The organism is Mycobacterium sp. SMC-15, from assembly GCF_045310925.1.
In the GTDB taxonomy this organism is placed as follows: domain Bacteria; phylum Actinomycetota; class Actinomycetes; order Mycobacteriales; family Mycobacteriaceae; genus Mycobacterium.
In genome coordinates this window covers 18,242-39,871 of record NZ_JBJIAJ010000003.1, presented here as the reverse complement: position 1 = coordinate 39,871, position 21,630 = coordinate 18,242, and the positions used below count along the sequence as shown (strand labels likewise).

Genomic DNA, 21,630 nt, shown 5'->3' with positions numbered 1-21,630 from the left:
GGCCCCTGAAGTCGCCGACGTGGCAGTTCAGGGCTGTTTCGCCGGTGTTTCACCTACCTCAGCGGTGCTACCTGCCCGCGCCCACGGACGGGTTTTTTACCACCACAAACTGCATAAATGCCGTGATCGAGCTGCCAACGACGGACGGCGTAGGCCCCGTCCGCGGGCCGCCGTCGACCATAAGAATCTGGGCGCGAGAAAGTCGGTCCTGGCCGAAACCGGAAATTTCGCCGACTGAATCCTCAGGCCTTGGCGATGGACACCCGCACACCGTCACCGATTTCCACGGGGTCGGCCGGGTCACCGAATTCGAAACTGGTCGCCAAGATTTCTCCGGCGATCAACTCGGCATGATTCTGCGCCCATTCCAGCCGCTGCTCGGGTACCGCGATCACCACACTGATCCGGTCGGAGACCTCGAGGCCACTGGTTTTACGCAGCTCCTGCAGCTCCCGGATCCGGTCCTTGGCCCAGCCCTCGGCTTCCAACTCGGGCGTCACCGCGCTGTCGAGCACCACCAGGCCGGCGCCTTCGGGCAGCGCCACGGTGTATTCCGGGTCGGCGGCCACCAGCTTGGAGGTGTACTCGCCCTCCAGCAGCACCACCGGACCCGCGCTCAGGGTCCCGTCGGGATTGACGACGCCCTCGCCGGCCTTGACCGCTTTGATCGCGGCCTGGACATCCTTACCCACGCGGGGACCGGCCACCTTCGCGTTGACCGCCAGATCGAATCGCCCGTAGTGAGCGATGTCGTCGGTCAGCTCGACGGCCTTGACGTTGAGCTCGTCGGCGATCAGGTCGGTAAAGGGTGCCAGCCGCTGCGGCTCGTCGACGGCGACGGTGAGTTTGGGCAGCGGCAACCGGACCCGCAGCTGGTGCGCCTTGCGCACCGACGACGCCGCGGAACAGACCTCGCGGACCTGATCCATCGCCGCCACCAGTTCGGTGTCGGCGGGCAGATCGGCGGCCTCGGGCCAATCGGTCAGGTGCACCGAGCGTTCCCCGGTGACCCCGCGCCAGATCACCTCGGTGGTCAGCGGCAGCAGTGGCGCGGCCAGTCGCGCGGTGATCTCCAGCACGGTGTGCAAGGTGTCGATCGCGTCGGCGTCCTCGTCCCAGAACCGCTGCCGGGACCGGCGCACGTACCAGTTGGTCAGCGCCTCGGTGAACTGTCGCAATTGCTCACAGGCACTGGAGATGTCACACACATCCAGGTCTCGCGTCAGGTCGTCGCGCAGCGACGCCAGCTTGGCCAGGATGTAGCGGTCCAGTACGTGCTGCGAATCGGTGCGCCAGACACCGGGTTTCGGGGCATACAGCGTCAGGAAGGTGTAGGCGTTGGTCAGCGGCAGCATCACCTGGCGTACGCCCTCGCGGATGCCCGCCTCGGTGACGATCAGGTTTCCGCCGCGCAGGATCGGCGAGGCCATCAGGAACCAGCGCATGGCGTCGGAGCCATCGCGGTCGAACACTTCGCTCACGTCCGGGTAGTTGCGCAGCGACTTGCTCATCTTCTGCCCGTCGCTGCCCAGCACGATGCCATGCGCCACACAGGTTTTGAACGCCGGACGGTCGAACAGCGCAGTCGCCAGGACATGCATCATGTAGAACCAGCCGCGGGTCTGGCCGATGTATTCGACGATGAAATCGCCCGGGTAGTGGGCAGCCTGTCCCCCGCCGCCGTCGAACCATTCGGAGTTCTCGAAGGGGTAATGCACCTGGGCATAGGGCATCGAGCCCGAGTCGAACCACACGTCCAGCACGTCGGAGATGCGTCGCATCGTCGAACGGCCGGTCGGGTCGTCGGGGTTGGGCCGGGTCAGCTCGTCGATGTAGGGGCGATGCAGATTGTCCGGCCGCACCCCGAAGTCGCGCTCCAGCTCATCCAGACTGCCGTAGACGTCGATCCGCGGATAAGCCGGATCGTCGGATTTCCATACCGGAATCGGGGTGCCCCAGTAGCGGTTTCGGGAGATCGACCAGTCTCGTGCACCACGAAGCCAGTTGCCGAAGATCCCGTCCTTGACGTGCTCGGGGTACCAGGTGATCTGCTCGCCCAGCTCCACCATCCGGTCCCGGAACTGCGTGACGCGGACGAACCACGACGACACCGCCTTGTAGATCAGCGGGTTGCGGCATCGCCAGCAGTGCGGGTAGGGGTGCTCGTAGGTCTCGTGGCGCACAAGCACCGCGCCGTTGGCGGCAGCCGGGCCGGTGCCGTTCTTCAGATCGGCGATGATCGCCTTGTTCGCGTCGAAGACGTGCTGGCCGGCATAGTCCGGCACAGTCACATCGAAGCGGCCCTTGGCGTCCACCGGAGTGACCGGGACGATGCCGGCCGGGTCGGTGGTGTTCTTGTCGTCCTCACCGTAGGCGGGCGCCAGGTGCACGATGCCGGTGCCGTCCTCGGTGGACACGAAATCGGCGGCGAGCACCCGGAAGGCATTCGCCGAGTCCATGAAGTACGGGAACGGCGGCGCATAGCGCACATCGAGCAGCTCCGAGCCGCGGTAGCTGCCCAGCACCTGAGGCTCCTCGCCCTCGCCCAGGCCGAGCTCGCGTGCATAGGCACCCAGCCGCGCCTCGGCCATCAGGTATCGCCGCTCCCCCGCCGCGACCACTACATAGGTCACATCCGGGTTGACCGCCACCGCCTGGTTGGACGGCAGTGTCCACGGAGTGGTGGTCCACACCAACAGGTGAGCGCCCTCGAGCTCACCGGCGGGTCCCCCACCGACGATCCGGAAGCCGACAGTCAGCGCCGGGTCCTGCCGGCTCTTGTAGACGTCGTCGTCCATCCGCAGCTCGTGGTTGGACAGTGGGGTCTCGTCGCGCCAGCAGTACGGCAGCACCCGGTAGCCCTCGTAGGCCAGGCCCTTGTCCCAGAGCTGCTTGAACGCCCACAGCACCGACTCCATGAAAGGCAGGTCCAGGGTCTTGTAGTCGTTGTCGAAGTCCACCCAGCGGGCCTGGCGGGTGACGTAGGCCTGCCACTCGGATGTGTAGCGCAACACCGATTCCCGGCATGCCTGGTTGAACGCGGCGATGCCCATGGCGTCGATCTGCGACTTGTCGGTGATGCCGAGCTGGCGCTCCACCTCGAGCTCGGCGGGCAGCCCGTGCGTGTCCCAGCCGAACCGGCGCTCCACCTTGTAGCCGCGCATGGTGCGGTAACGCGGCACGATGTCCTTGACGTAGCCGGTCAGCAGATGTCCGTAGTGCGGCAGGCCGTTGGCGAACGGCGGCCCGTCGTAGAACACGTACTCCTGCGCGCCGTCGCGGCGGGCGATGCTGGCCCGGAAGGTGTCATCTGCGGCCCAGTAATCCAGGACGGCGGCTTCGGCCGCCGGGAAGTCGGGGGCGCCGGCGGCCGGCTTCGGATAGCTGCGTTCGCTCACGTCTGTGTCGTCTCCCAAGGGCCCGGCCCGGGGACGACGCCGCGCGGTTGCGCGAGCGCCGCGGTACCACCCCGCTTGCCGCACTCCCGCCTGCGGGGCACGACCGCTCGATGTAGGGCTGTGACGGGCCGTCCCGTTCGGTTCTAGTGAGTCGGCCCGTGGGAATGGTCCGACTGTTCTTCCGAAGGCTCCCCGGTGATGGCCGGTTCAAAGCCGTTGAGTCAAAGTTTAAACGTTGCCAACTTGTTGACAACTTCGAGGCTCGTTGACAACTTTGAGGCTCCTAGACTGTTCGACGTGGCATTCAGCCCGTCCTACGCCCGCGACGTGGTACTGCCGCTGGCATCGGCGGCCTACGCCGTGATGTCCGGCGCTGCACCCACACTGCCTACCGGTTTCAGCCAGACCGCCCTGATCAAAGCTGACCGGGCACACTTGGCCGAGCTACCCGCGCAGCATCCTGCGACGGCGATGGCCAAGGACACCAACATCTTTGGGTTGATGGGCCGTGACACCGCCAGGGGCACCGCGTTCATCGCCTTTCGCGGCAGCTCCGATGTGGCGGACTGGATCGCCGATTTCGATTTCTTCCCGGCGCCGTATTCGCCGGTGGCGGGTTTCGGCCAGGTGCATGCCGGCTTCCAGGACGTCTACGGCTGTGTCCGTGCCTCCATCGCCGCCAACCTGCCCACCGCGACCGCCGGGTGCAGTCAGATCCTCATCACTGGGCACAGCCTCGGGGGCGCCTTGGCCGTGCTGGCCGCACCCGATGTCGCGCACGGGATGCCCCCGAACACCATCGAGCCGCGGCTGACCACGTTCGGCGGCCCGCGAGTCGGCGTGGCCGACTTCAAGGCCGCGTTCGACGCCGCCATCGAATGCTGCTATCGCGTGGTGAATTTCCTCGACATCGTCCCGCTGGTGCCGCCCGCGCCGTATGTACACGCGGGTGCCGAAATCGCCGTGGACAGCGGTGGGGCCGTCGACATCGGTTGGCGGCACAGCCTGGCCGCCTATCACGCCGGCCTTTCCGCGCTCATCGCCGGCGAAGCCTGATCGCTGGTTTCAAGCGGGTTCAGGCCGCTCCCCGCGCGCAGGTCCACCCGTCGGGCATCCGGCCGGCAGCTAGGAACTCGGCCACTTCTGCGGCCACTTCCGGTGTCAGGCCGGTGTCGGCGGCCGGGTAGATCACCGGCTCCTCCACCTTGTTGTGGTCGGCCAGCTGCTCCAGGAGCCGGCCGCAGGCGCCCCGTAGCGTCGCATGGTCCGCGCCGGCACGGGAGAGGTCGTCGAGCGCGTTCATGGTGCGCCAGATCTCGCCATGGCCTCGGATCATCCCGAAGACCGCCATCATGTGCGCGCCCCTGCTGATCGGCGGGAACAGCAGCTGTTCCTCCAGGTAGATGTGGCGGCGTAGCACAGCCAGCGTTGCGCGCAAGCCGTCAACGTCGGCGCTGCCGCCCTCGAGGCCCTCCAGGAAGGCGCCGATTCCGGCCTCGATCTGCTGATGCTCACGCGCCAAGGCGGCCGAAAGGGCTTCATCGGACATGTACGGCGCTCCCCTCAGACCGGTTCGACGACCTGACTGACACCGTCGAATCCCCACGTCAGACCCTACAAATGATTTACACAATCACGGATTGTCTAAATCTAGCCCATGCGGTGGCACGCTGACCAGGGCCGGCGCAGGGCTCAGTTGTCGGCCTCTTCCTCCGGCGGCTGAATCGTGGCCAGCACCTCGGTGGGCCGGTCCTGGTCCGACGGCGTCGCCGGACGAGCGGACAGCTCCGGGAACGCCGTGGCGACCATGTCCTCGAAGGTCCGGTCATTCGCGTCGGGCTTGCCTTCCGTGGCAGCCGAGGGAGCGGTGGCAGCCGGGGCAGCCACCGGCACCGCACGAGCCGGGTGCTCCCGCACATTCAGCGGCCACCAGAACCACCGCCCCAGCAGTGCCGCCATCGAGGGCATCATGAACGAGCGCACCACCAGCGTGTCGAACAGCAGACCGAGCCCGATCGTGGTGCCAACCTGGCCCACCACCCGCAGATCACTGACGAGCATGGACGCCATGGTGAAGGCGAACACCAGCCCGGCAGCCGTGACGACCTTGCCGGTGCCGCCCATGGTGCGGATGATGCCGGTCTTCAGTCCGGCGCCCATCTCCTCTTTGAACCTGGCGACCAGCAGCAGGTTGTAGTCACAGCCCACCGCCAACAGAATGATCACCGACATCACCATCACCAGCCAGTGCAGGTTGATGCCGAAGATGTATTGCCACAGCAGTACCGACAGCCCGAACGACGCGCCCAGCGACGCCAATACCGTCCCGACGATCACCACCGAGGCGATGAAGCTGCGAGTGATGAGCAGCATGATGATGAAAATGATTGCCAGCGAGGTGATTCCGGCAATCAGCAGGTCGTAGTCGGCGGCGCCCTGCAAGTCGTTGAAGAGCGCGGCGGTGCCGGCCACGTACACCTTGGCGGTCGACAGCGGGGTGCCCTTCAACGACTCGGTGGCGGCCTTCTTGATCAGGTTGACCCGCGCCATGCCCTCTGGAGTCGCCGGGTAGCCGTCGTGGGTGATGAAGAAGCGCGCCGCGTGCCCGTCCGGCGACAAGAACAGCTGGATCACACGTTTGAAGTCCGGGTTGTCGAAGGCTTCCCGGGGCAGGTAGAACGAGTCGTCGCTCTTCGCCGCGTCGAAGTCCTGCCCCATCGCGGCCGAGTCACCACCGACCTCCTCGATCTGCGCCATCATCCCGGACATGGTGCTGTGCAACGTCAGCATCATGGTCTGCAGGCTGCGCATCGCGGCGATCTGCGCCGGCATCATCTCCAGCAGCTGCGGGGTCACCGCGTCGATGTTGCTCATGTCGGGCGCCAGCTCGTCGAGTTTCTCGGTGAGCAGGGTGGTGCCGTCCATCGACGCATACGCCGCCCGCAGTGACAGACAAGTGGTGTCGCCGCGACAATCCTTCCCTTCGACGGATTCACGCAACGCTTTGGAGTTCTCGTTCAAATCGGCCATGTTGCCGCGCACCTGCGTGGCCAGGTCCCTCGCCTCCTGCGAGACACCGGTCGCGTGATGGGTGTTGGCGGCCATCTGCTGCATCAGCCCGTACATCCGCTGCAGCGAGGTGATGGTCCCCTCGAGATCGTTGGCCTGCTGGCGCATGTCGGCCACCCGGCTCTTGACGAAGTCCAGGTTCTGCATCTGCCCGGCGCTCTGCATGCTGAGCAGGAATGGAATCGAGGTGTGACCGAGCGGGGTGCCCTCCGGCCGGGTCACCCCCTGCACCATGGCGACACCCTCGACCGCAAAGACGCTCTTGGCCAGCTTGTTGAGTACCAGGAAGTCCGCGGAATTGCGCATGTCGTGATCGGATTCGATCAGCAGCACCTCCGGAAGCAGGCGCGATTCCGGGAAGTGCCGCGCCGCGGCCGCCCAGCCGAGGTTGGCCGGCGTGTCCTGCGGGATGAACGACGGGTCCTTGTAGCTCACCTTGTAGCCGGGCAGGGCGAGCAGGCCGATGAGCGCGATCGCGCAGGCGGCCACGAAGATGGGGCCGGGCCAGCGCACGATCGCCGTGCCCACTTTGCGCCAGCCGCGATCGGACATCTTGCGCCGGGGTTCGAGCAGTCCGCGGCGCGTGGCGATCGCCAGCACCGCCGGAACCAGCGTCAGCGCGATCGCCACCGCGACCAGCATGCCGACCGCACACGGCACACCCATGGTCTGAAACACCGGCAACCGGGTGAAGCTCAGGCAGAACGTGGCACCGGCAATGGTCAGGCCCGAGGCCAGCACCACGTGGGCGACACCGCGATAGGTGGTGAAGTAGGCCGTCTCCGGGTCTTCGCCGGCATGGCGGGCTTCGTGGTAGCGGCCGATGAAGAAGATCCCGTAGTCGGTGCCGGCCGCGATCGCCAACGTCACCAGGATGTTGATCGCGAACGTGGACAGCCCGATCAGGCCGTAGTGCCCCAGGAACGCGACGATTCCGCGTGCCGCCGCCAGTTCGACCCCGACCACGGCCAGCAGCAACGCGACGGTGCTGAAGGATCGGTAGAGCAGCAGCAGCATCAGCGAGATCACCGAGACGGTCGCCACCAGGATCTTGAGCACCGCTCGGTCGCCGCTGGAGTTCATGTCGGTGACCATCGGCGCCGGGCCGGTGACGTAGGCCCGGACCCCGGCGGGCGCCGGCGTGCGCGCCACGACGTCGCGGACCGCCTCGACCGAGTCGTTGGCCAGCGCCTCACCCTGGTTTCCGGCGAGGTTCAGCTGCACCAATGCGGCCTTGCCGTCAGAACTCTGGGCGCCCCCCGCGGTCAGCGGGTCTCCCCAGAAGTCCTGGATGTGCTGAACGTGCTTGGTGTCGGCGTTTAGCTGGGCGATCAGCTCGTTGTAGTAGTGGTGCGCGGCGTCACCGAGCGGCTCATCGCCTTCGATGACGATCATTGCCGCGCTGTCGGTGTTGGACTCGGCGAAGTCGTGCCCAAGCCGTGCCATCGCCTGAATCGACGGGGAGTCTTTGGCGCTCAACGACACCGGGTGTTCCTTGGCGACCTGCTCCAGCGGCGGCACGGCGACGCTCACCAACGCGGTGAGGGCGATCCAGCCCAGGATGATCGGCAACGCGAATCGGCGAACGAATGCGGCCGCGGACGACCGGTCGTGGCTCGGGCGGTGTGTATGTGTCACTGTCCGAGGCCCCTCACCTGACAATGTGCCCAAACGATCACTGTAACCCCCTGTTCAGGACCGTAGCGGCGGAAACTATCCGATCAGATAGTCCGAGAGTGGGAAGTGGTCCTGCTCCTTGACAGCGCTGCGCACCGAGGTCGGCCGGAACAGCGGGGCCTCCCCGGTGCTCTGGTTGAACCAATACGAATTCGACGTCGCGCAGTTACCGAGGTGGAATACCGAGCTGTCCAGCAGGCCCATCATCCGCTCGTAGAACCGGGTGTTGGCCTCCTCGGTGACCTCGAACGTCTGCGCCTGGCGCCGCTGCACCTCGCCGAACAGCCGGTTCATGTGGCGGGTCTGGTATTCCACGGTGTTGAACCAGGACAGCCCGACCCAGGAGAACGGGCTGGCCATGTTGATGAAGTTCGGGAACTGCGGGGCGGTCATGCCCTGGTAGGCCTGGAAACGCGTCTCGCGCCACCATTTGCCCAGGTTGCGACCGCCGCGACCGATCACCTCGATCGCCGGCAGGTTGCCCTCCCAGACGTCGTATCCCGTTGCCAGCACCAGGGTGTCGATCTCACGCTTCGTGCCGTCACACGCCACGATGCCGTCGGGTTCGATCCGCTCGATCCCCTCGGTCACCAGGTGCACATTCGGCTTGGCGAATGTCGGGTAGTAGTTGTTGGAGATCGACGGACGCTTGCAGCCGAAGTCGAAATCGGGCGCCATCTTGCGCGCGAGCTCACGATCGCGCACCGAGCGCCGCCGATGGCGCGCGGACTGGGCCGCCATCGCCTTGTTGAGGAACTTGAAGCGCCGGTAGCGCCACATGGTCAGCACCATCATGAAGTCCGTGGTGTTGTCGGTGAGCCACCGGACAATACGCTGGGTGAACGGCACGCGGGCGAACATCCGTTGCACCGCCGGCGGGAACACCACGTCGGACTTGGGCGTCACCAGGATCGGGGTGCGCTGATACACCGTCAGATCGGCGACCTCGTTGGCCAGCTCGGGGATCACCTGGATCCCGGTGGACCCGGTTCCGATGACCGCCGCCCGCCGGCCTGCCATCGAGTAATCGTGGTCCCACTCGGCGGTGTGCACGACATGGCCGGCGAAGGTGTCGATGCCGGGGATGTCGGGAATCTTCGGCTGGCACAGGAAGCCGGTCGCGACGATGAGGAACTGCGAGGTCAGCGTCTCACCGCCGGCCAGCGACGTCCGCCACAGCTTTGCGTCCTCGTCCCACTGGGCGCCGTCAACCGTGGTGTTGAAGCGCATGAAGCGCGTCACGTCATATTTGTCCGCCACATGCTCGGCATAGGCTTGGACCTCGTTACCGGGGGCGAACAGCCGCGACCAGTAGGGGTTGGGTTCGAACCAGTAGGAATAAGTAGTAGAGGGCTGGTCGACGGAGAGCCCCGGATAGTGGTTGACCCGCCATGTTCCGCCGAGACCGTCCAGGCGGTCCACGATCACGATGTTCTCGTAGCCCAGCTTGGTCAGTTGGATGGCCGTACCGATGCCGCCGAAGCCCGCCCCCACGATGACGGCGTCGTATTGCTGGGTCCCCATAAGGTGAACACGCTACCCCAACGCCGCAATATATCGCCGTACGTGCAGGTCAGCCCGGTGTGAGGCGGTCCGCGGCGCAGAGATAAAGTAATGGACGCCGCCCGGTACCAAGATGATGCCGATCACACTCAAGTGAACGGTTAAACCTTACTGTTTTGCCAAACTTGACGGTAAGCTTCGGCTCGGCTACGCCCCATGGCGGTGCGGGCCTGAAATTGAGGATGGGCCCGTATGCCGACCGTTGTGATCGTCATCTGCTGGTTGCTGGCCGGCATGATTGCCGTCGCCGCGGTGCCCTATGCCCTTTTTTACTTCTTCCGGCGATTGAAGAACGCGATGTATGTCGGCGGCGACGCCGCCTACGGCGAAACGCTGGCGACGCTGTCCGAAAGCTCGGTGCGACGCAACTTCAACCCGTACGTCGACATCGACTGGAATGATCCCGAACTCGCGGTGAAGACGGATGACGCCCGCTGGGTACTTTCGGGAGCGGACCCGCTGGGCCGCCACCCCTGGTACCGGGCGCAGCCCCTGGAAAAGAAGATCGCGATGGGCATGTGGCGCCAGGCCAACATGGCCAAGGTCGGCGTGCAGTTCGAGGGCATCCTGGTGCGGGGCCTCATGCACTACACGTTCTGGGTGCCGAACGGCTCGCCGGAGTACCGCTACTGCCTGCACGAGTGCATCGAGGAATGCAACCACACCCTGATGTTCCAGGAGTTGGTGAACCGCATCGGCGTCGATGTCCCCGGCATGCCGCGGTGGCTGCGCCTGCTCTCCCCGATCGTGCCGCTCTACGCCGGGCCGCTGCCGAACTCGTTCTTCTTCGGAGTCCTGGCGGGCGAGGTCCCGTTCGACTACCTGCAGACCCTTGCCCTGCGCGAAGAGGACAGCGTGCCGGCAATCGTGCGGAGGATGATCGGCATCCACGTCGCCGAAGAGGCGCGCCACATCTCGTTCGCCCACAAGTACCTGGAGCGACGGGTGCCTCGGCTGTGGTGGAGCAGCCGATTCATGCTCTCGCTGTACGTGCCCGTTGTCATGCGGATGCTCGGCCAAGCGATGATCGTGCCGCCCCGTAAGTTCTTCCGCGAGTTCGGTGTTCCGAAGTCCGCGCGCAAGCAGTGGTTCTTCGGCACCCCGGACGCACGCCAGACCTGGCGGGACATGTTCTCCGATGTCCGGATGGTCTGCCACGAACTCGGGCTGATGAATCCGGCCGCGCGGCTGATGTGGCGCATCTGCAAGATCGACGGAGCGCCGTCGCGGTATCGCGGCGAGCCGCAACGCGCGCAGCTGCCGGTGCAACTCACCGAGGTCTAAAGCCCGCTCTGCGCTGTGCCATACTTTCGGTATGGTGCGTTCCCCATCTGAGACCTTGGAAAAAGTCGGCGCCGATCTGGTGTACCGCATCTCGGCGATGCCGCTGTACAAGAAGGCCTTCAAATACTGGTACCCGTTCATGACCAAGCGAATGGGACACGACGACGTCGTCTTCCTCAACTGGGGTTATGAGCAGGACCCGCCGCTGGGCCTGAAGCTCGACGAGGCCGACGAAGAGAACCGGTACTCGATCCAGCTCTACCACCAGACCGCCACCCAGATCGATCTGGCCGGCAAGAACGTGCTCGAAGTCAGCTCCGGGCACGGCGGCGGCGCCTCCTTCCTGGCCCGCACCCTCAAGCCCGCCTCGTACACCGGACTGGACTTCAACCCGGACGGTGTCGTCTTCTGCCAGAAGCGCCACCAGGTGCCCGGCCTGGACTTCGTGCAGGGTGACGCACTGAACCTGCCGTTCCCGGACAATTCGTTCGACGCGGTCGTCAATGTCGAGGCCTCGCACATCTACCCCGACTTCGCGCAGTTCGTTCGCGAGGTGGGACGGGTGCTGCGTCCGGGCGGACACTTCCTGCACACCGACTTCCGCGCCAAGGAGGACATCGAGTCCTGGCAGCAGACCCTGGCCACCCCGCCGCTGCGGCTGGTCAACGAGCGCGACATCAGCCGCGAGGTCGTTCGTGGCCTGGCCGCCAACTCGCCGCGCTCCAACGACCTGATCAACGAGCGGATGCCGTTCTTCCTGCGCCGCTTCGCTCGGGAATTCGCCGTCGTGGAGGGGTCGCTGTTCTACCGCGACCTGGACCGCGGCGAGATCACCTACCGCATTTTCGACCTCGTCAAAGACTGAGGAAACTGCATCGAAGCGGCGGAGCGATCGGGACTGACGTCCCGGCGCTCCGGCGCTTCTTTGGTGACCGACGTCCCTTCAGGCGACCGAGGCAGCCGGTTAGGGTGGCGGCTAGCCTGATCGCAGGCCAACCGTGGCCCGGCACCGGGCCACAATCGCGCTCCACACCCGACAATCGTGACGAGGGGCTTGCCAGATGGATCAGAAGGAACTGACGCGTCGGCTTCGGTTTCGCGCCAGCCTGCTCAAGATCGGCACTGACGGGCTTATCGGCGTGGTCCGCGACCGGGCAACCGCTTACCGCTACGCCCTGACCCGACGCGAAACCGCACCGCTGACCGACTTCGACCCGTTCGCGCCCGAGACGATGCATGATCCCTATCCGGGCTATCGCACGCTGCTGTCCGGTCCGAAGGTCTGGTACAGCCGCAAGCGCGGCATCTGGATCATCCCGGGTTACGACGAAGTCCGGCAGGCGCTGCGCGACGACGAGGCGTTGTCCTCGGCGCAGAGCCAGGCCCGCTTCCGGGTCCGCCTGCAGACCATGAACGCCACCGATCCGCCTGTGCACACCCGGCTGCGCCGGTCGGTGTCTCGGGCATTCACGCCCCGCGCGATGAAGTCGTGGGAGATCAATATCAACCGCGCGGCCGACGAACTGGTCGCCGCGATGATCACGCGCGGACGAGTCGAGATCGTGGCCGATTTGGCCAAGCCCCTGCCGAACCGGCTGATCACCATGATGCTGGCGATTCCGCAGGAAGACCGCCACCAGTTCCTGGAATGGGCGGACACCATCAATGAAGCTGCGTTCGCACCGCTGACCCTGCGTGGGATGGCGATGAACATGCGCTCGAGTCAGGCGGTCATCGCGATGCACCGCAGTCTCGATCCGATGATCAAGGCGCGCCGCGCCGAATCCGGCGATGACCTGATCTCGATGCTTGCGGCACCGAGCGGTGAGGACACCCTCTCCGATGACGAGGTGTTCTGGACCGCCTCGATGCTCGTCGGCGCGGGCAGCGAGACCACCACGAACCTGATCTCGGGCCTGTTTCTGACACTGGCACAGCGTCCGGACGTCTACAGCCGGCTGCGCGAACACCCCGAATTGATCCCGGCAGCCATCGAAGAGCAACTGCGGCTGGTCTCCCCCGTTCAGGGCTTCTACCGAACCGCGACCCGCGATTACCGGGTCGGCGACCAGACCATCCCGGCCGGAGCCCGGGTGTTGATCCTGTACGCGGCCGCCAATCGCGATCCGCAGCACTACCCGGATCCCGACACCTTCGACCTGGACCGCAATCCGACCGACCACCTCGCGTTCGGCGGTGGCGCGCACTACTGCCTCGGCACCCACCTGACCCGCATCGAAGTCAGCCGGGTACTCACGCAGCTGATCCCCCATGTCAAGGAGATCCGGCTGGCCGGGGACTACCGCTACCTGGTCAATGCGACCATGCGCGGCCTCGAGCACCTGCCCGTCGAGTTGGTGCCCGCCGAATCCGGTGTGGACTCCGCGCCCGTGCCGTCCGGGAACACCGGCACCCGATGAGCACCCAGCCGGTAGCGCTGGTCACCGGAGCGACAAGCGGGATCGGCGAAGCGACCGCCGATCGGCTGCAGGCAGCCGGCTATCGCGTCTTTGCGGTGGGACGCAATCCCGAAGCGCTGCAACGCCTTACATCACGCGGGCTGACGGCTCGCGCCCTCGACGTCACCGATGAAGCCGCGGTGGATCGGCTCATCGCGGAGATCGACGCGGAACACGGCGGGGTCGATGTCTTGGTCAACAGCGCGGGATATCCACTCACGTGTCCGCTTGAGCAGTTGCCTCTCGATGACCTTCGCGGCCTGTTCGAGACCAATGTGGTTGCGACACTTCACTTGGCCCAGGCCGTCCTGCCGGAGATGCGCCGCCGCGGGTCCGGCGTCATCGTGAACATCGGCAGTACCGGCGGGCGCTTCGCCAGCCCGGGAGCTGGCGGCTACCACGTGATCAAGTACGGCATGGAGGCGTTGTCGCTGTCGCTGCGCGCCGAAGTCGCGCCGTTCGGAGTGCGGGTGGTGCTGCTGGACCCGACCGCGGTGCGGACACCGTTCGTCATCTCCCAACAGGAGGCGCGACCGTCCTATACCGATGATGATCCCTACGGCGGCTTCAAGATCCGTTACGCCGAGAACACCCGCCAGCTCTCCGCCCAGCCCGGGGTGATGATCGAACCCGACGTGGTCGCCCGTGCCGTGCTCCGCGTGGTCCGGTCGAGGAATCCTCGCCCCCGCTATGTGGTCGGACTCTCCGGCAAGGCCACCGTGCTGGCGCGTGCCGTGTTGACCGATCGGATGTGGGATCGAATCCTGATGCGCGGTCTACACGACTGAGTTCGCCGCTGTCGGCGACCCGGGCAGGGCGGGGTCTCCAGAATCGTGAGATACTTTTTCGATGGTCACGATGAACCGCCTGATCTTCAATCCGGTGTCCCACCGCGTCATGACGAACCCGTTCGTCTATCACCTGCTGTTCACCTCGTTTGTGACCAAGCGGTTCTCGACCCAGACCAAGATGCTCAGCGGCGACGACTGGCTGTTCCTCAACTACGGCTACGAAGAGGACCCGCCGATGGCGGTGCCGCTGGAGGCCTCCGACGAGCCCAACCGGTTCTTCATCCAGCAGTACCACCGCACCGCCGCCCTGGCTGACATGGCCGGCAAGAAGGTGCTTGAGGTGAGCTGTGGCCACGGGGGCGGCGCGTCCTATGTGGCCCGCACCTTCAAGCCCGCCTCCTACACCGGCCTGGACCTCAACGAGACCGCTATTGAGTTCTGCCGGGAGCGCCACCAGCTGCCCGGGATGGATTTCGTGCAGGGTGACGCCGAGAACCTGCCCTTCGAGGACGGCTCGTTCGACGTGGTGTTCCAGGTGGAGGCATCACACCTGTACCCGCACCCGGCCAAGTTCTTCAACGGCGCGGCACGGGTGCTGGCGCCGGGCGGACACTTCCTCTACACCGATTTCCGCCGCCGCAGTGAGCTGGCCCGCTGGGATGCGGAGCTGGCCGACACGGGGCTGCGACTGGTGTCGCAGGAGGACATCAGCATGGACGTGTTGCGCGGAAACGAGAAGAACCTGGCCCGCAAGCAGGACATGATCGCCCACCACGGCGGTCTGGCCCGCTTCGCCAGCGCCGCGACCGACTGGACCTTCAACGGCGCCCTGAAGAACGGCGAGTTCGTCTACCGCCTGTACTGCTTCACCAAAGACTGAGCGGAGAGCCCAATAGGCCCGCTGGCTTGCCTCTGGCGGCCTTTATAGGCCCCGGGCGCCGAGCCAGTTGTGGATGCGCTCGGCCACGGCCTCCCAGCCCGGTTCGAGCATCATGTTGTGGCCCATGCCCGGAAAGAACTCGGCCTCGGTGCCGTAGGCACTGGCAGTGGCCCGCACTTCTTTACAGGTATGCGCGCCGTCCTCTTCGGCGCCCAGCACCAGCAGCGGGGTACTCACGCGCTTCGGGTGCGGCAGGTTGAGCATCAAGCAGTCGACGCTGACCCGTGCGCTGTCTTCCTGAAGCCGCGCCGCGCATTCCAGCACCGCGTGCTCCGGAGTGGTCTCGGAGAAGAACTTCTCGCGGGCCAACTCCGGCGTGTTGATGTAGGGCAGTGACTTACCGGTGACCGCCATTTTGATGGCATGCCACGGCCGGTTGCGCAGCCAGCGCAGACTCGACCCGTAATTGCCCTGCGGGGGAATGGAGGCCATTAAGACCCCGGCAGGCGCCGGCCGGTTCTCGAGATACTTCTGCACGATCAGCCCACCCATCGAGTGGCCGATCACCACCGGGGGCACCGGCAGCTCGTCGGCGACCGATCGGACGTCTTGGACGTAGTCCTCCACGCTGCAGGTTCGCAGCGGCTTGTCGTTGGAACTGCTGCCGTGGCCGCGGAAGCTGACGGCCAGCGCGCGGTAGCCCAGATCGGCGAAGTAGCCGAGGAAATTCTCGTCCCAGCACCACGCGGCATGCCATGCGCCATGGACGAACAGCAAAGGGACAGGATGGGCGTCGCTGACGCAGCCCTTGTCGATCACCTCAAGCACGACACTGCTCCCCCTGTCCAGCGACCTGCCCCTGACTGACTTCGACGATAGCCCGGCCTTCCCCGTCCCGGCTTTGCGCGTCGACAGCGGCGTGCGCCGTGCCAGCAACGGTAGCAGTGGGCCGTGCGGCACAGCACGGTATACGTCCACCAGCAGGCGATTCGCCCAACCCGGCGTCACCCGTCCCTTGCCTTTGGCCAGGCCGTCAACGGCCGCCCGGGCAACATGGTCCACGGGCTTCCACATCACCGCCGGTAGCACCCGTCGGCGTTCGCCCGTCCGGAACCCGGCAGCGACATCCAGGCCGGTGTCGACCGGCCCGGGGCACAGCATGGTGGCCGTGACGCCGGTGCCCCGCAGCTCGCTCCGCAAACTTTCGGTGTAGGACGCCACGAATGCCTTGGCGGCGCCGTAGCTGGCCTGACCGGGCAGCGGGCCGAACGCAGCCACCGAGGACACGTTGAGCACCGCGCCGCGTCCTCGCTCGACCATGCCGGGCAGGAACCGGGTGCACAGGTCGACGACGGCGGCCACGTCGACCTCGATCAGGCCCAGCTGCCGTTCCGGCTCCGTTTTCGCGACCAGCCCCACCATCGCCACGCCGGCGTTGTTGACCAGCACATCCGGCACCACACCCAGATCGGCGATCCGGCCGGGCAATGCGGCTCGCTCGGTGGGGCTGGACAGGTCCGTGGGCAACACGTGCACCGGTCCCGGTCGCAGCGTGCTCAGTTCGCCGGCCAGTGCGTGCAATCGATCGGCGCTGCGCGCGACCAGAATCACCTGGTGGCCGCGCCGCGCGAGTTCGCGGGCCACCGCCGCACCGATCCCCGACGATGCGCCGGTCACGATCGCCGCGCGGTCGTCTCCCGGACCTGGTAGAACCACGTGCTCACCCTATCCCGCGTGTCGTCGACGACCAGCGGACCCGCGCCTGTCGAGTGGCGAGTATTGGCCGTATTGGCCGCCTCTGCGCACGCTGGGCCGAACTCCTGTGTACGCTGACGCGAGCATGTGTCTGAGATAAATGGGGGATCAGATGACGCATTCCAGCTATCGATGGTTGACGGCCGGTGTCTTAGCAGGGGGCTGCGCCGGCCTGATGGGGCTGACCTCGATGTTCAACGCATCGTTCGCTTTCGGGGAGAGCAACGGCACGGCGTTGATCATGGGTTATGTGCTGACGCCCGATCCCGGTGCCGTCTACAACCAACGGGTGATGGATCTGTTCATCAACCCCGCCAACCCGTTTCCGGGCCAGTCGGTATATCCGGGTTACACCCCGGTCGTCGAGCCGCTGAATCCCTCCGATTACCAACAGAGCCTTCTCGACGCCGCCAAGACCCTGAACCAGGACATTGCCCGGCACTTGCAGGATGGACCGGTAACGGTGTTCGGCGTCTCCTCGACCACGGCGATCGCTACGCAGGCAATGATCGACCTCGCCCAGGCCGGCGCAAGTGCACCCGACCCGGCGAATCTTCATTTCGTGCTGGTCGAGGATCTGAACACGCCCAACGGCGGTATCTTCACGCGCTTTCCGCTGGACTTCGGGAGCCTTCCGCCCACCCCCGTCGATACGCCGTACACCACCGACATCTACAACTTCGAGTACAGCGGCGCCACCGACTTCCCCAAATATCCGCTGAACATGCTGGCGCTGGCGAATTCGATGGCGGGGTACGTCTATCTGCATCCGTACCTGATCACCGGCTACCCCAGCTCGTGGGACCCGGGTGCGATGGCCGACGCGGTGAAGCTGCCCATGTCCGACGGCTATGACGGCGACACCTCGATCTACCTGATCCCCACCATGAACCTGCCGTTGCTCGAGTCCCTACGACAGTTCCCGCTGTTCGGGCCGGCGATGGCCGACCTGATCCAGCCCGCGCTAAGGGTACTGATCGACTTGGGCTACGACCGCTCTGATCCCGCCGACGTCACCACACCGATGTCGTGGAGCATGCCGGGCATCGACTGGGACCTGGTGTCGCGCAACATCCAACTCGGCATGGAACAGGGTTGGACGGCCGCCCAGGTGGACTTGGGCATGCTGCCGGAGTCCGCGCTGCCGGACCTCTACCCTTACCTGCCGGACCTGTCGGGCCTGATCGGCACGTAGCACGCGATGGAGAAATCTACCGGACGAAGCTGACTGTCAATCAGCTCAAAACCGTTGGATCCCAACGCAGTTGAACACTCCACCGTCCCACGTGCCGGACGTGTCCGACACGTGGTCGCCAGCGAGTGTCTACTCCGGGGTGATGTTGAAGATGGCGTCCCACAGGCCCTGGATATCGAAGGGCCCGATGATGCCGGAGTTGTCGAAGATGTTGTACCAGTAGTCGCCGAAGAACTCCTGGAGCTGCTCCGGGGTGGGCAGGAAGCCGGAGGTGTCGATGAACGGGTCGTCCGGCAGCGGGTTCTTGATGTCGAGCAACACGGTGCCCAGGCGCCACAACCACGCCTGCGTCTCGATCATCTCCGGGTTGGAGACGTTGGCGGTGCCCTCGTCGTAGGCGTCCATCCATTCACCGATGACGGGGTTGCCCGGCCACAGGTCGTCCATGATCTTCACCAGCCAGTAGTAGCTGGGTGTGTTCCAGTCTTCGGGGTTGAAGATGTTGCCGCCGGGCTCGGGAAGCAGGCACGGCCCGGGGCACAGCGGGCTACCCGGGATGAACGGGTTGAAGGCCAGCAGGGACGAGGCGAAAAGGGATTGCAGCGCGCGCGCGAATTCGATCGGGTCCGGCAGGTTGAACTTGTCGACATCGAACGGCTGCATCAGGCTGTCGAAGAAGTTCGTGAACGGCGTGGTGAAGTCCATCGCGTAGTAGCTGCCCGCCCACGGCATCAGCGGGGCGTCCGGGTCGATGTTGGGGTAGTCCTCGGGGTTCAACCCCAGTTCCGCGAGGGTGCGAGTGCCCTCCCAGTAGTACATGTCGTTGGCGTACCCGATGTTGACCATGCCAGGCCCATTGGGGTCGAAGTAGAACTCGTTGCCGTCCATCATGTCCGAGAACGGGATCTGGAACCAGTTCTGGATCAGCGGGAAGTTCTGCAGGCCCAGGGCGATCAGCACGCTCCAGATGGACTGGTCGATCCAGGTGAAGCCGGTGATCGGGCTGGTCGGCATGACCGGCAGACAGTCCAGGCCCGCACAGCTCAGGTCGATCGGAATCTGAACATTGGCCAGCATGGACAGCTGCTGTCCGAGGCCGGGGAAGAATCGGTCCCCTTCATGGCCGGCGCCGGAGATCTCCGGGAACGGGAACATCATCTGAAGGATGCCCTCGAAGTGCCCCATGTCGCCGGGGTCCTCGCCCCAGGCGTTCGTCGGGCTTCCGGCCATCCACGGGCCGCTGTAGAACAGCGACTTCGCCAGCGTGTCCATCGCGTGGATCTCGTTCGCCGGAATGTTGACCAGCGCCTGGAACAGGTTCAGCGGAACATTCAACAGTGACTCACCGGCGCTGAGCTGCGTATCCAGGTGAACCGTGGGCAGCTCGGGAATCGCGGACGCCATCGGAGCGACGGCAATGAGTCCGGCGGTGGTGACGACCAGCCCCGCGGAGAAGTACGAACGCAAGGCTGAAACCATCCCGGGGTCCTCCAACAAGCTAAGGTAACTACTGAAAGCGGCACAGCCGCGTGCGGTTCATGAATCTACCAAAGTGTTACCTGAGCGCAAATCGAGAGTCACATGTTGGCAATCGAGATGTATGCGCTGTATTTGCTGTGAGAACCGTAGGGGCGGGAGCGCGGCGCCCCCAGAACGCACGGCAGCCCGGCCGTATGAACGGGCCGGGCTGCCGCGAGGTCGCGCAGACGCAGAGTCGATCTAGAAGGGGAACCAGCTCGCGAGTTCGCTCCACAGCGAGTCGAGATCGGTGACGAGTCCGCCGCTCGGGTCAAGGAACCGCAGGAAATCGTCCCACAGCAGCAGCGAGTTCTTGCCGCCGAAGTCACCGATCTCCTGCTCGTCCAGCGGCAGGTCGGGGTTCCAGGTCGGCGGCATGTAGTAGCCGGTCTCCGGGTTGATCGGCCACGGCCCCAGCAGGCCCGGGTCGGTCAAGATCCCGCCGTTGACGGCCAAGGCCGGCAGGTACGGGTTGATGTCCGCGAGCATGTCGATGATCTGGTTGTGGGTGTCCGCGTCGAAGGTGAACATGCCGGTCTGCAGGGCAGAGATACCGGCCAGGATCTGCTCATCGGTCCCGCCGTTGGCATTGCCGACGGCATTCTCCCCTTCCTGCTCGGTCAGGTCGATCCACTGCTGAATCAGTGGGTTGGGGGCGCCGATGGCCTGGATCGACTTGACGAGGTCCAGGCTGGTCACTCCCCACGGCGGAGAGACCGGCGGCATGTTGCACAGTCCCGGGCACATCGGGCTGCCGGCGACGTAGGGGTTGAAGTCGACCACCATTCCGGCGATCAGCGCCTTCATGGCCTGGAAGATCTCGTCCGGGCCGGCGAAGTGGAAGCCGGTGAGCGGGTCGTCGCCGTTGACGCTCAAGTCGACCGGCTGCATCAGGCTGTCGAACCACCGCTGGAGGGGCCCGAACGGGTCCAGCTTGAAGGTCAGACCCGCCCACGGCATCAGGTTGACCTGGTTCCCGTACTCGTCGAGGACCGGGTCGCCGTTCTCGTCGAGGAGCGGGTGGGTGCCCGGGTAGCCGAACCCGGGCTGAGCCTCACCGGACCATGGCGCCCCGCCGTACATGGGTCCGCCCGGCACCGCCCCGCCCGGGCCGACGCCGGCGTCCGGGTTGGCGATGCCGCCGGAGGTCGGGTTATCGGGGTCACTCCACGGACTGTCGGGGAACTTATAACCGTTCAACATGTCCTGGATCGGCACCTTGAGCCAGTACTTGAACAGGTCCAGCTGATTGTCGTCGTTCGGGAAGTTGGTGAACTTCAGGAAGAAGTTCAGCGCCGCGTCCAAGCCGGTGATCCCGGTGATCGGCTCGACCGGAGACATCGGGTAGCACTGAATCGAGTCACACGACGCGCTGATCGGCAGCAGGGCCGCGGCGAACATCGCGAACTGCTGGCCCCAGCCCGCGGTGCCGTTGGCCAACGCATCCGGGTCGATCGTCGGGTCGTACAGGCCGGAGAGCTGCGGGGCGAACGGCAGCATGTAGTCCATGACGGCCATGAAGTGGCCCGGGTCGCCCGGGTCCTCACCCCAGATATTGGTGGCGCTGGGGGTGAACCAGTTGCCGGTGAAGAAGAAGGAGTTGGCCAGCACGTTGGTGGCCGACACCTCGTTGAACGGGATGTTGACGATGTCCTGGAACAGGTTGAACGGAATATTGAGCAACGACGCCTCGGCCGCCAGCTGCACCGCGCGCTCGGCCGCGGTCAGATCCGTAATCCAGGGTGCGACCGGCGAGACCGGGGTGACCGCAGCTACGGCTGTCGCGGCCGCGACGGCGGCGCCTGCTGCCGTGTACCGGCGCGGCGGCGCCACTACGCGTGTACCGGCAGTTGCGGATCGACGCTGCGGCGCTGCGCGATGCGCCCCCGCGGTCGCAGATCGACCCTGCGGGACGGCTACAGGCCCCCCGGCAATCGCGAATCGACGCTGCGGAACCGCTCTATGCGCTCCGCCTGTTGCGTGCCGACGCTGACGCGTCCCCCCACCAATCACAAATCCCCCTTGTGTCCCCCACGAACCG

Annotated in this window: 14 protein-coding genes and 1 pseudogene; 7 read left to right on the top strand and 8 right to left on the bottom strand. The window is 65.6% G+C overall.

From position 1 onward, the window contains the following. Nucleotides 1-242: 242 nt before the first annotated feature. Nucleotides 243-3,398 carry an isoleucine--tRNA ligase gene (gene ileS, locus ACJH71_RS05110; RefSeq protein ID WP_406756947.1) on the bottom strand — a complete coding sequence of 1,052 codons (3,156 nt, stop codon included), beginning with the start codon at nucleotides 3,396-3,398 and terminating at the stop codon, nucleotides 243-245. A gap of 297 nt (nucleotides 3,399-3,695) precedes the next feature. Here ileS and ACJH71_RS05105 point away from each other — a divergent pair, with 297 nt between their 5' ends. Next, complete coding sequence (locus ACJH71_RS05105; RefSeq protein WP_406756946.1) at nucleotides 3,696-4,454, top strand: lipase family protein; 759 nt, start codon at nucleotides 3,696-3,698, stop codon at nucleotides 4,452-4,454. 19 nt (nucleotides 4,455-4,473) lie between these two features. On the opposite strand, the gene ACJH71_RS05100 is transcribed toward ACJH71_RS05105, so the two are convergent. The 3 genes from ACJH71_RS05100 to ACJH71_RS05090 all read right to left on the bottom strand — a co-directional run bounded on the left by ACJH71_RS05100 (nucleotide 4,474) and on the right by ACJH71_RS05090 (nucleotide 9,668). After that, a complete protein-coding gene (locus tag ACJH71_RS05100; protein ID WP_406756945.1) occupies nucleotides 4,474-4,947 on the bottom strand; it encodes a hemerythrin domain-containing protein in 474 nt (157 codons plus the stop codon). Between the two features lie 143 nt (nucleotides 4,948-5,090). Beyond that, nucleotides 5,091-8,105 (bottom strand): RND family transporter, encoded by a 3,015-nt coding sequence (locus ACJH71_RS05095; protein WP_406756944.1) that lies wholly within the window; start codon nucleotides 8,103-8,105, stop codon nucleotides 5,091-5,093. A gap of 75 nt (nucleotides 8,106-8,180) precedes the next feature. Then, nucleotides 8,181-9,668: a flavin-containing monooxygenase gene (locus ACJH71_RS05090; protein ID WP_406756943.1), complete on the bottom strand. Its 1,488-nt coding sequence runs from the start codon at nucleotides 9,666-9,668 to the stop codon at nucleotides 8,181-8,183. 273 nt (nucleotides 9,669-9,941) lie between these two features. On the opposite strand from ACJH71_RS05090, the gene ACJH71_RS05085 reads away from it, so the two are divergent. The 5 genes from ACJH71_RS05085 (at nucleotide 9,942) to ACJH71_RS05065 (ending at nucleotide 15,121) form a co-directional block, all read left to right on the top strand. Beyond that, complete coding sequence (locus ACJH71_RS05085; protein WP_406757246.1) at nucleotides 9,942-10,991, top strand: diiron oxygenase; 1,050 nt, start codon at nucleotides 9,942-9,944, stop codon at nucleotides 10,989-10,991. A 97-nt stretch (nucleotides 10,992-11,088) separates the two neighbouring features. Continuing rightward, a complete protein-coding gene (locus ACJH71_RS05080; RefSeq protein ID WP_406757245.1) occupies nucleotides 11,089-11,856 on the top strand; it encodes a phthiotriol/phenolphthiotriol dimycocerosates methyltransferase in 768 nt (255 codons plus the stop codon). A 196-nt stretch (nucleotides 11,857-12,052) separates the two neighbouring features. Further along, entirely contained in the window at nucleotides 12,053-13,411 is a 1,359-nt protein-coding gene (locus ACJH71_RS05075) for a cytochrome P450 (protein WP_406756942.1), read from the top strand. Further along, nucleotides 13,408-14,238, top strand: a complete 831-nt coding sequence (locus ACJH71_RS05070; protein WP_406756941.1) for an SDR family NAD(P)-dependent oxidoreductase — start codon at nucleotides 13,408-13,410, stop codon at nucleotides 14,236-14,238. The genes ACJH71_RS05075 and ACJH71_RS05070 overlap by 4 nt, the downstream gene beginning before the upstream one ends. Nucleotides 14,239-14,308: 70 nt before the next feature. Continuing rightward, nucleotides 14,309-15,121 carry a phthiotriol/phenolphthiotriol dimycocerosates methyltransferase gene (locus ACJH71_RS05065; RefSeq protein ID WP_406757244.1) on the top strand — a complete coding sequence of 271 codons (813 nt, stop codon included), beginning with the start codon at nucleotides 14,309-14,311 and terminating at the stop codon, nucleotides 15,119-15,121. 42 nt (nucleotides 15,122-15,163) lie between these two features. On the opposite strand, the gene ACJH71_RS05060 is transcribed toward ACJH71_RS05065, so the two are convergent. After that, nucleotides 15,164-15,949 carry an alpha/beta hydrolase gene (locus ACJH71_RS05060; protein ID WP_406757243.1) on the bottom strand — a complete coding sequence of 262 codons (786 nt, stop codon included), beginning with the start codon at nucleotides 15,947-15,949 and terminating at the stop codon, nucleotides 15,164-15,166. A gap of 87 nt (nucleotides 15,950-16,036) precedes the next feature. Beyond that, nucleotides 16,037-16,837: pseudogene (locus tag ACJH71_RS05055) on the bottom strand (SDR family NAD(P)-dependent oxidoreductase); the annotation flags it as partial. A 151-nt stretch (nucleotides 16,838-16,988) separates the two neighbouring features. Between ACJH71_RS05055 and ACJH71_RS05050 the strand changes: the two are divergent. Then, nucleotides 16,989-18,071: a PE-PPE domain-containing protein gene (locus ACJH71_RS05050; RefSeq protein ID WP_406756940.1), complete on the top strand. Its 1,083-nt coding sequence runs from the start codon at nucleotides 16,989-16,991 to the stop codon at nucleotides 18,069-18,071. 129 nt (nucleotides 18,072-18,200) lie between these two features. Here the strand turns inward: ACJH71_RS05050 and ACJH71_RS05045 are convergent, their stop codons facing one another. Beyond that, nucleotides 18,201-19,550, bottom strand: a complete 1,350-nt coding sequence (locus ACJH71_RS05045) for a hypothetical protein (RefSeq protein ID WP_406756939.1) — start codon at nucleotides 19,548-19,550, stop codon at nucleotides 18,201-18,203. Between the two features lie 240 nt (nucleotides 19,551-19,790). Further along, nucleotides 19,791-21,422: a hypothetical protein gene (locus ACJH71_RS05040; RefSeq protein ID WP_406756938.1), complete on the bottom strand. Its 1,632-nt coding sequence runs from the start codon at nucleotides 21,420-21,422 to the stop codon at nucleotides 19,791-19,793. Nucleotides 21,423-21,630: the final 208 nt, after the last annotated feature.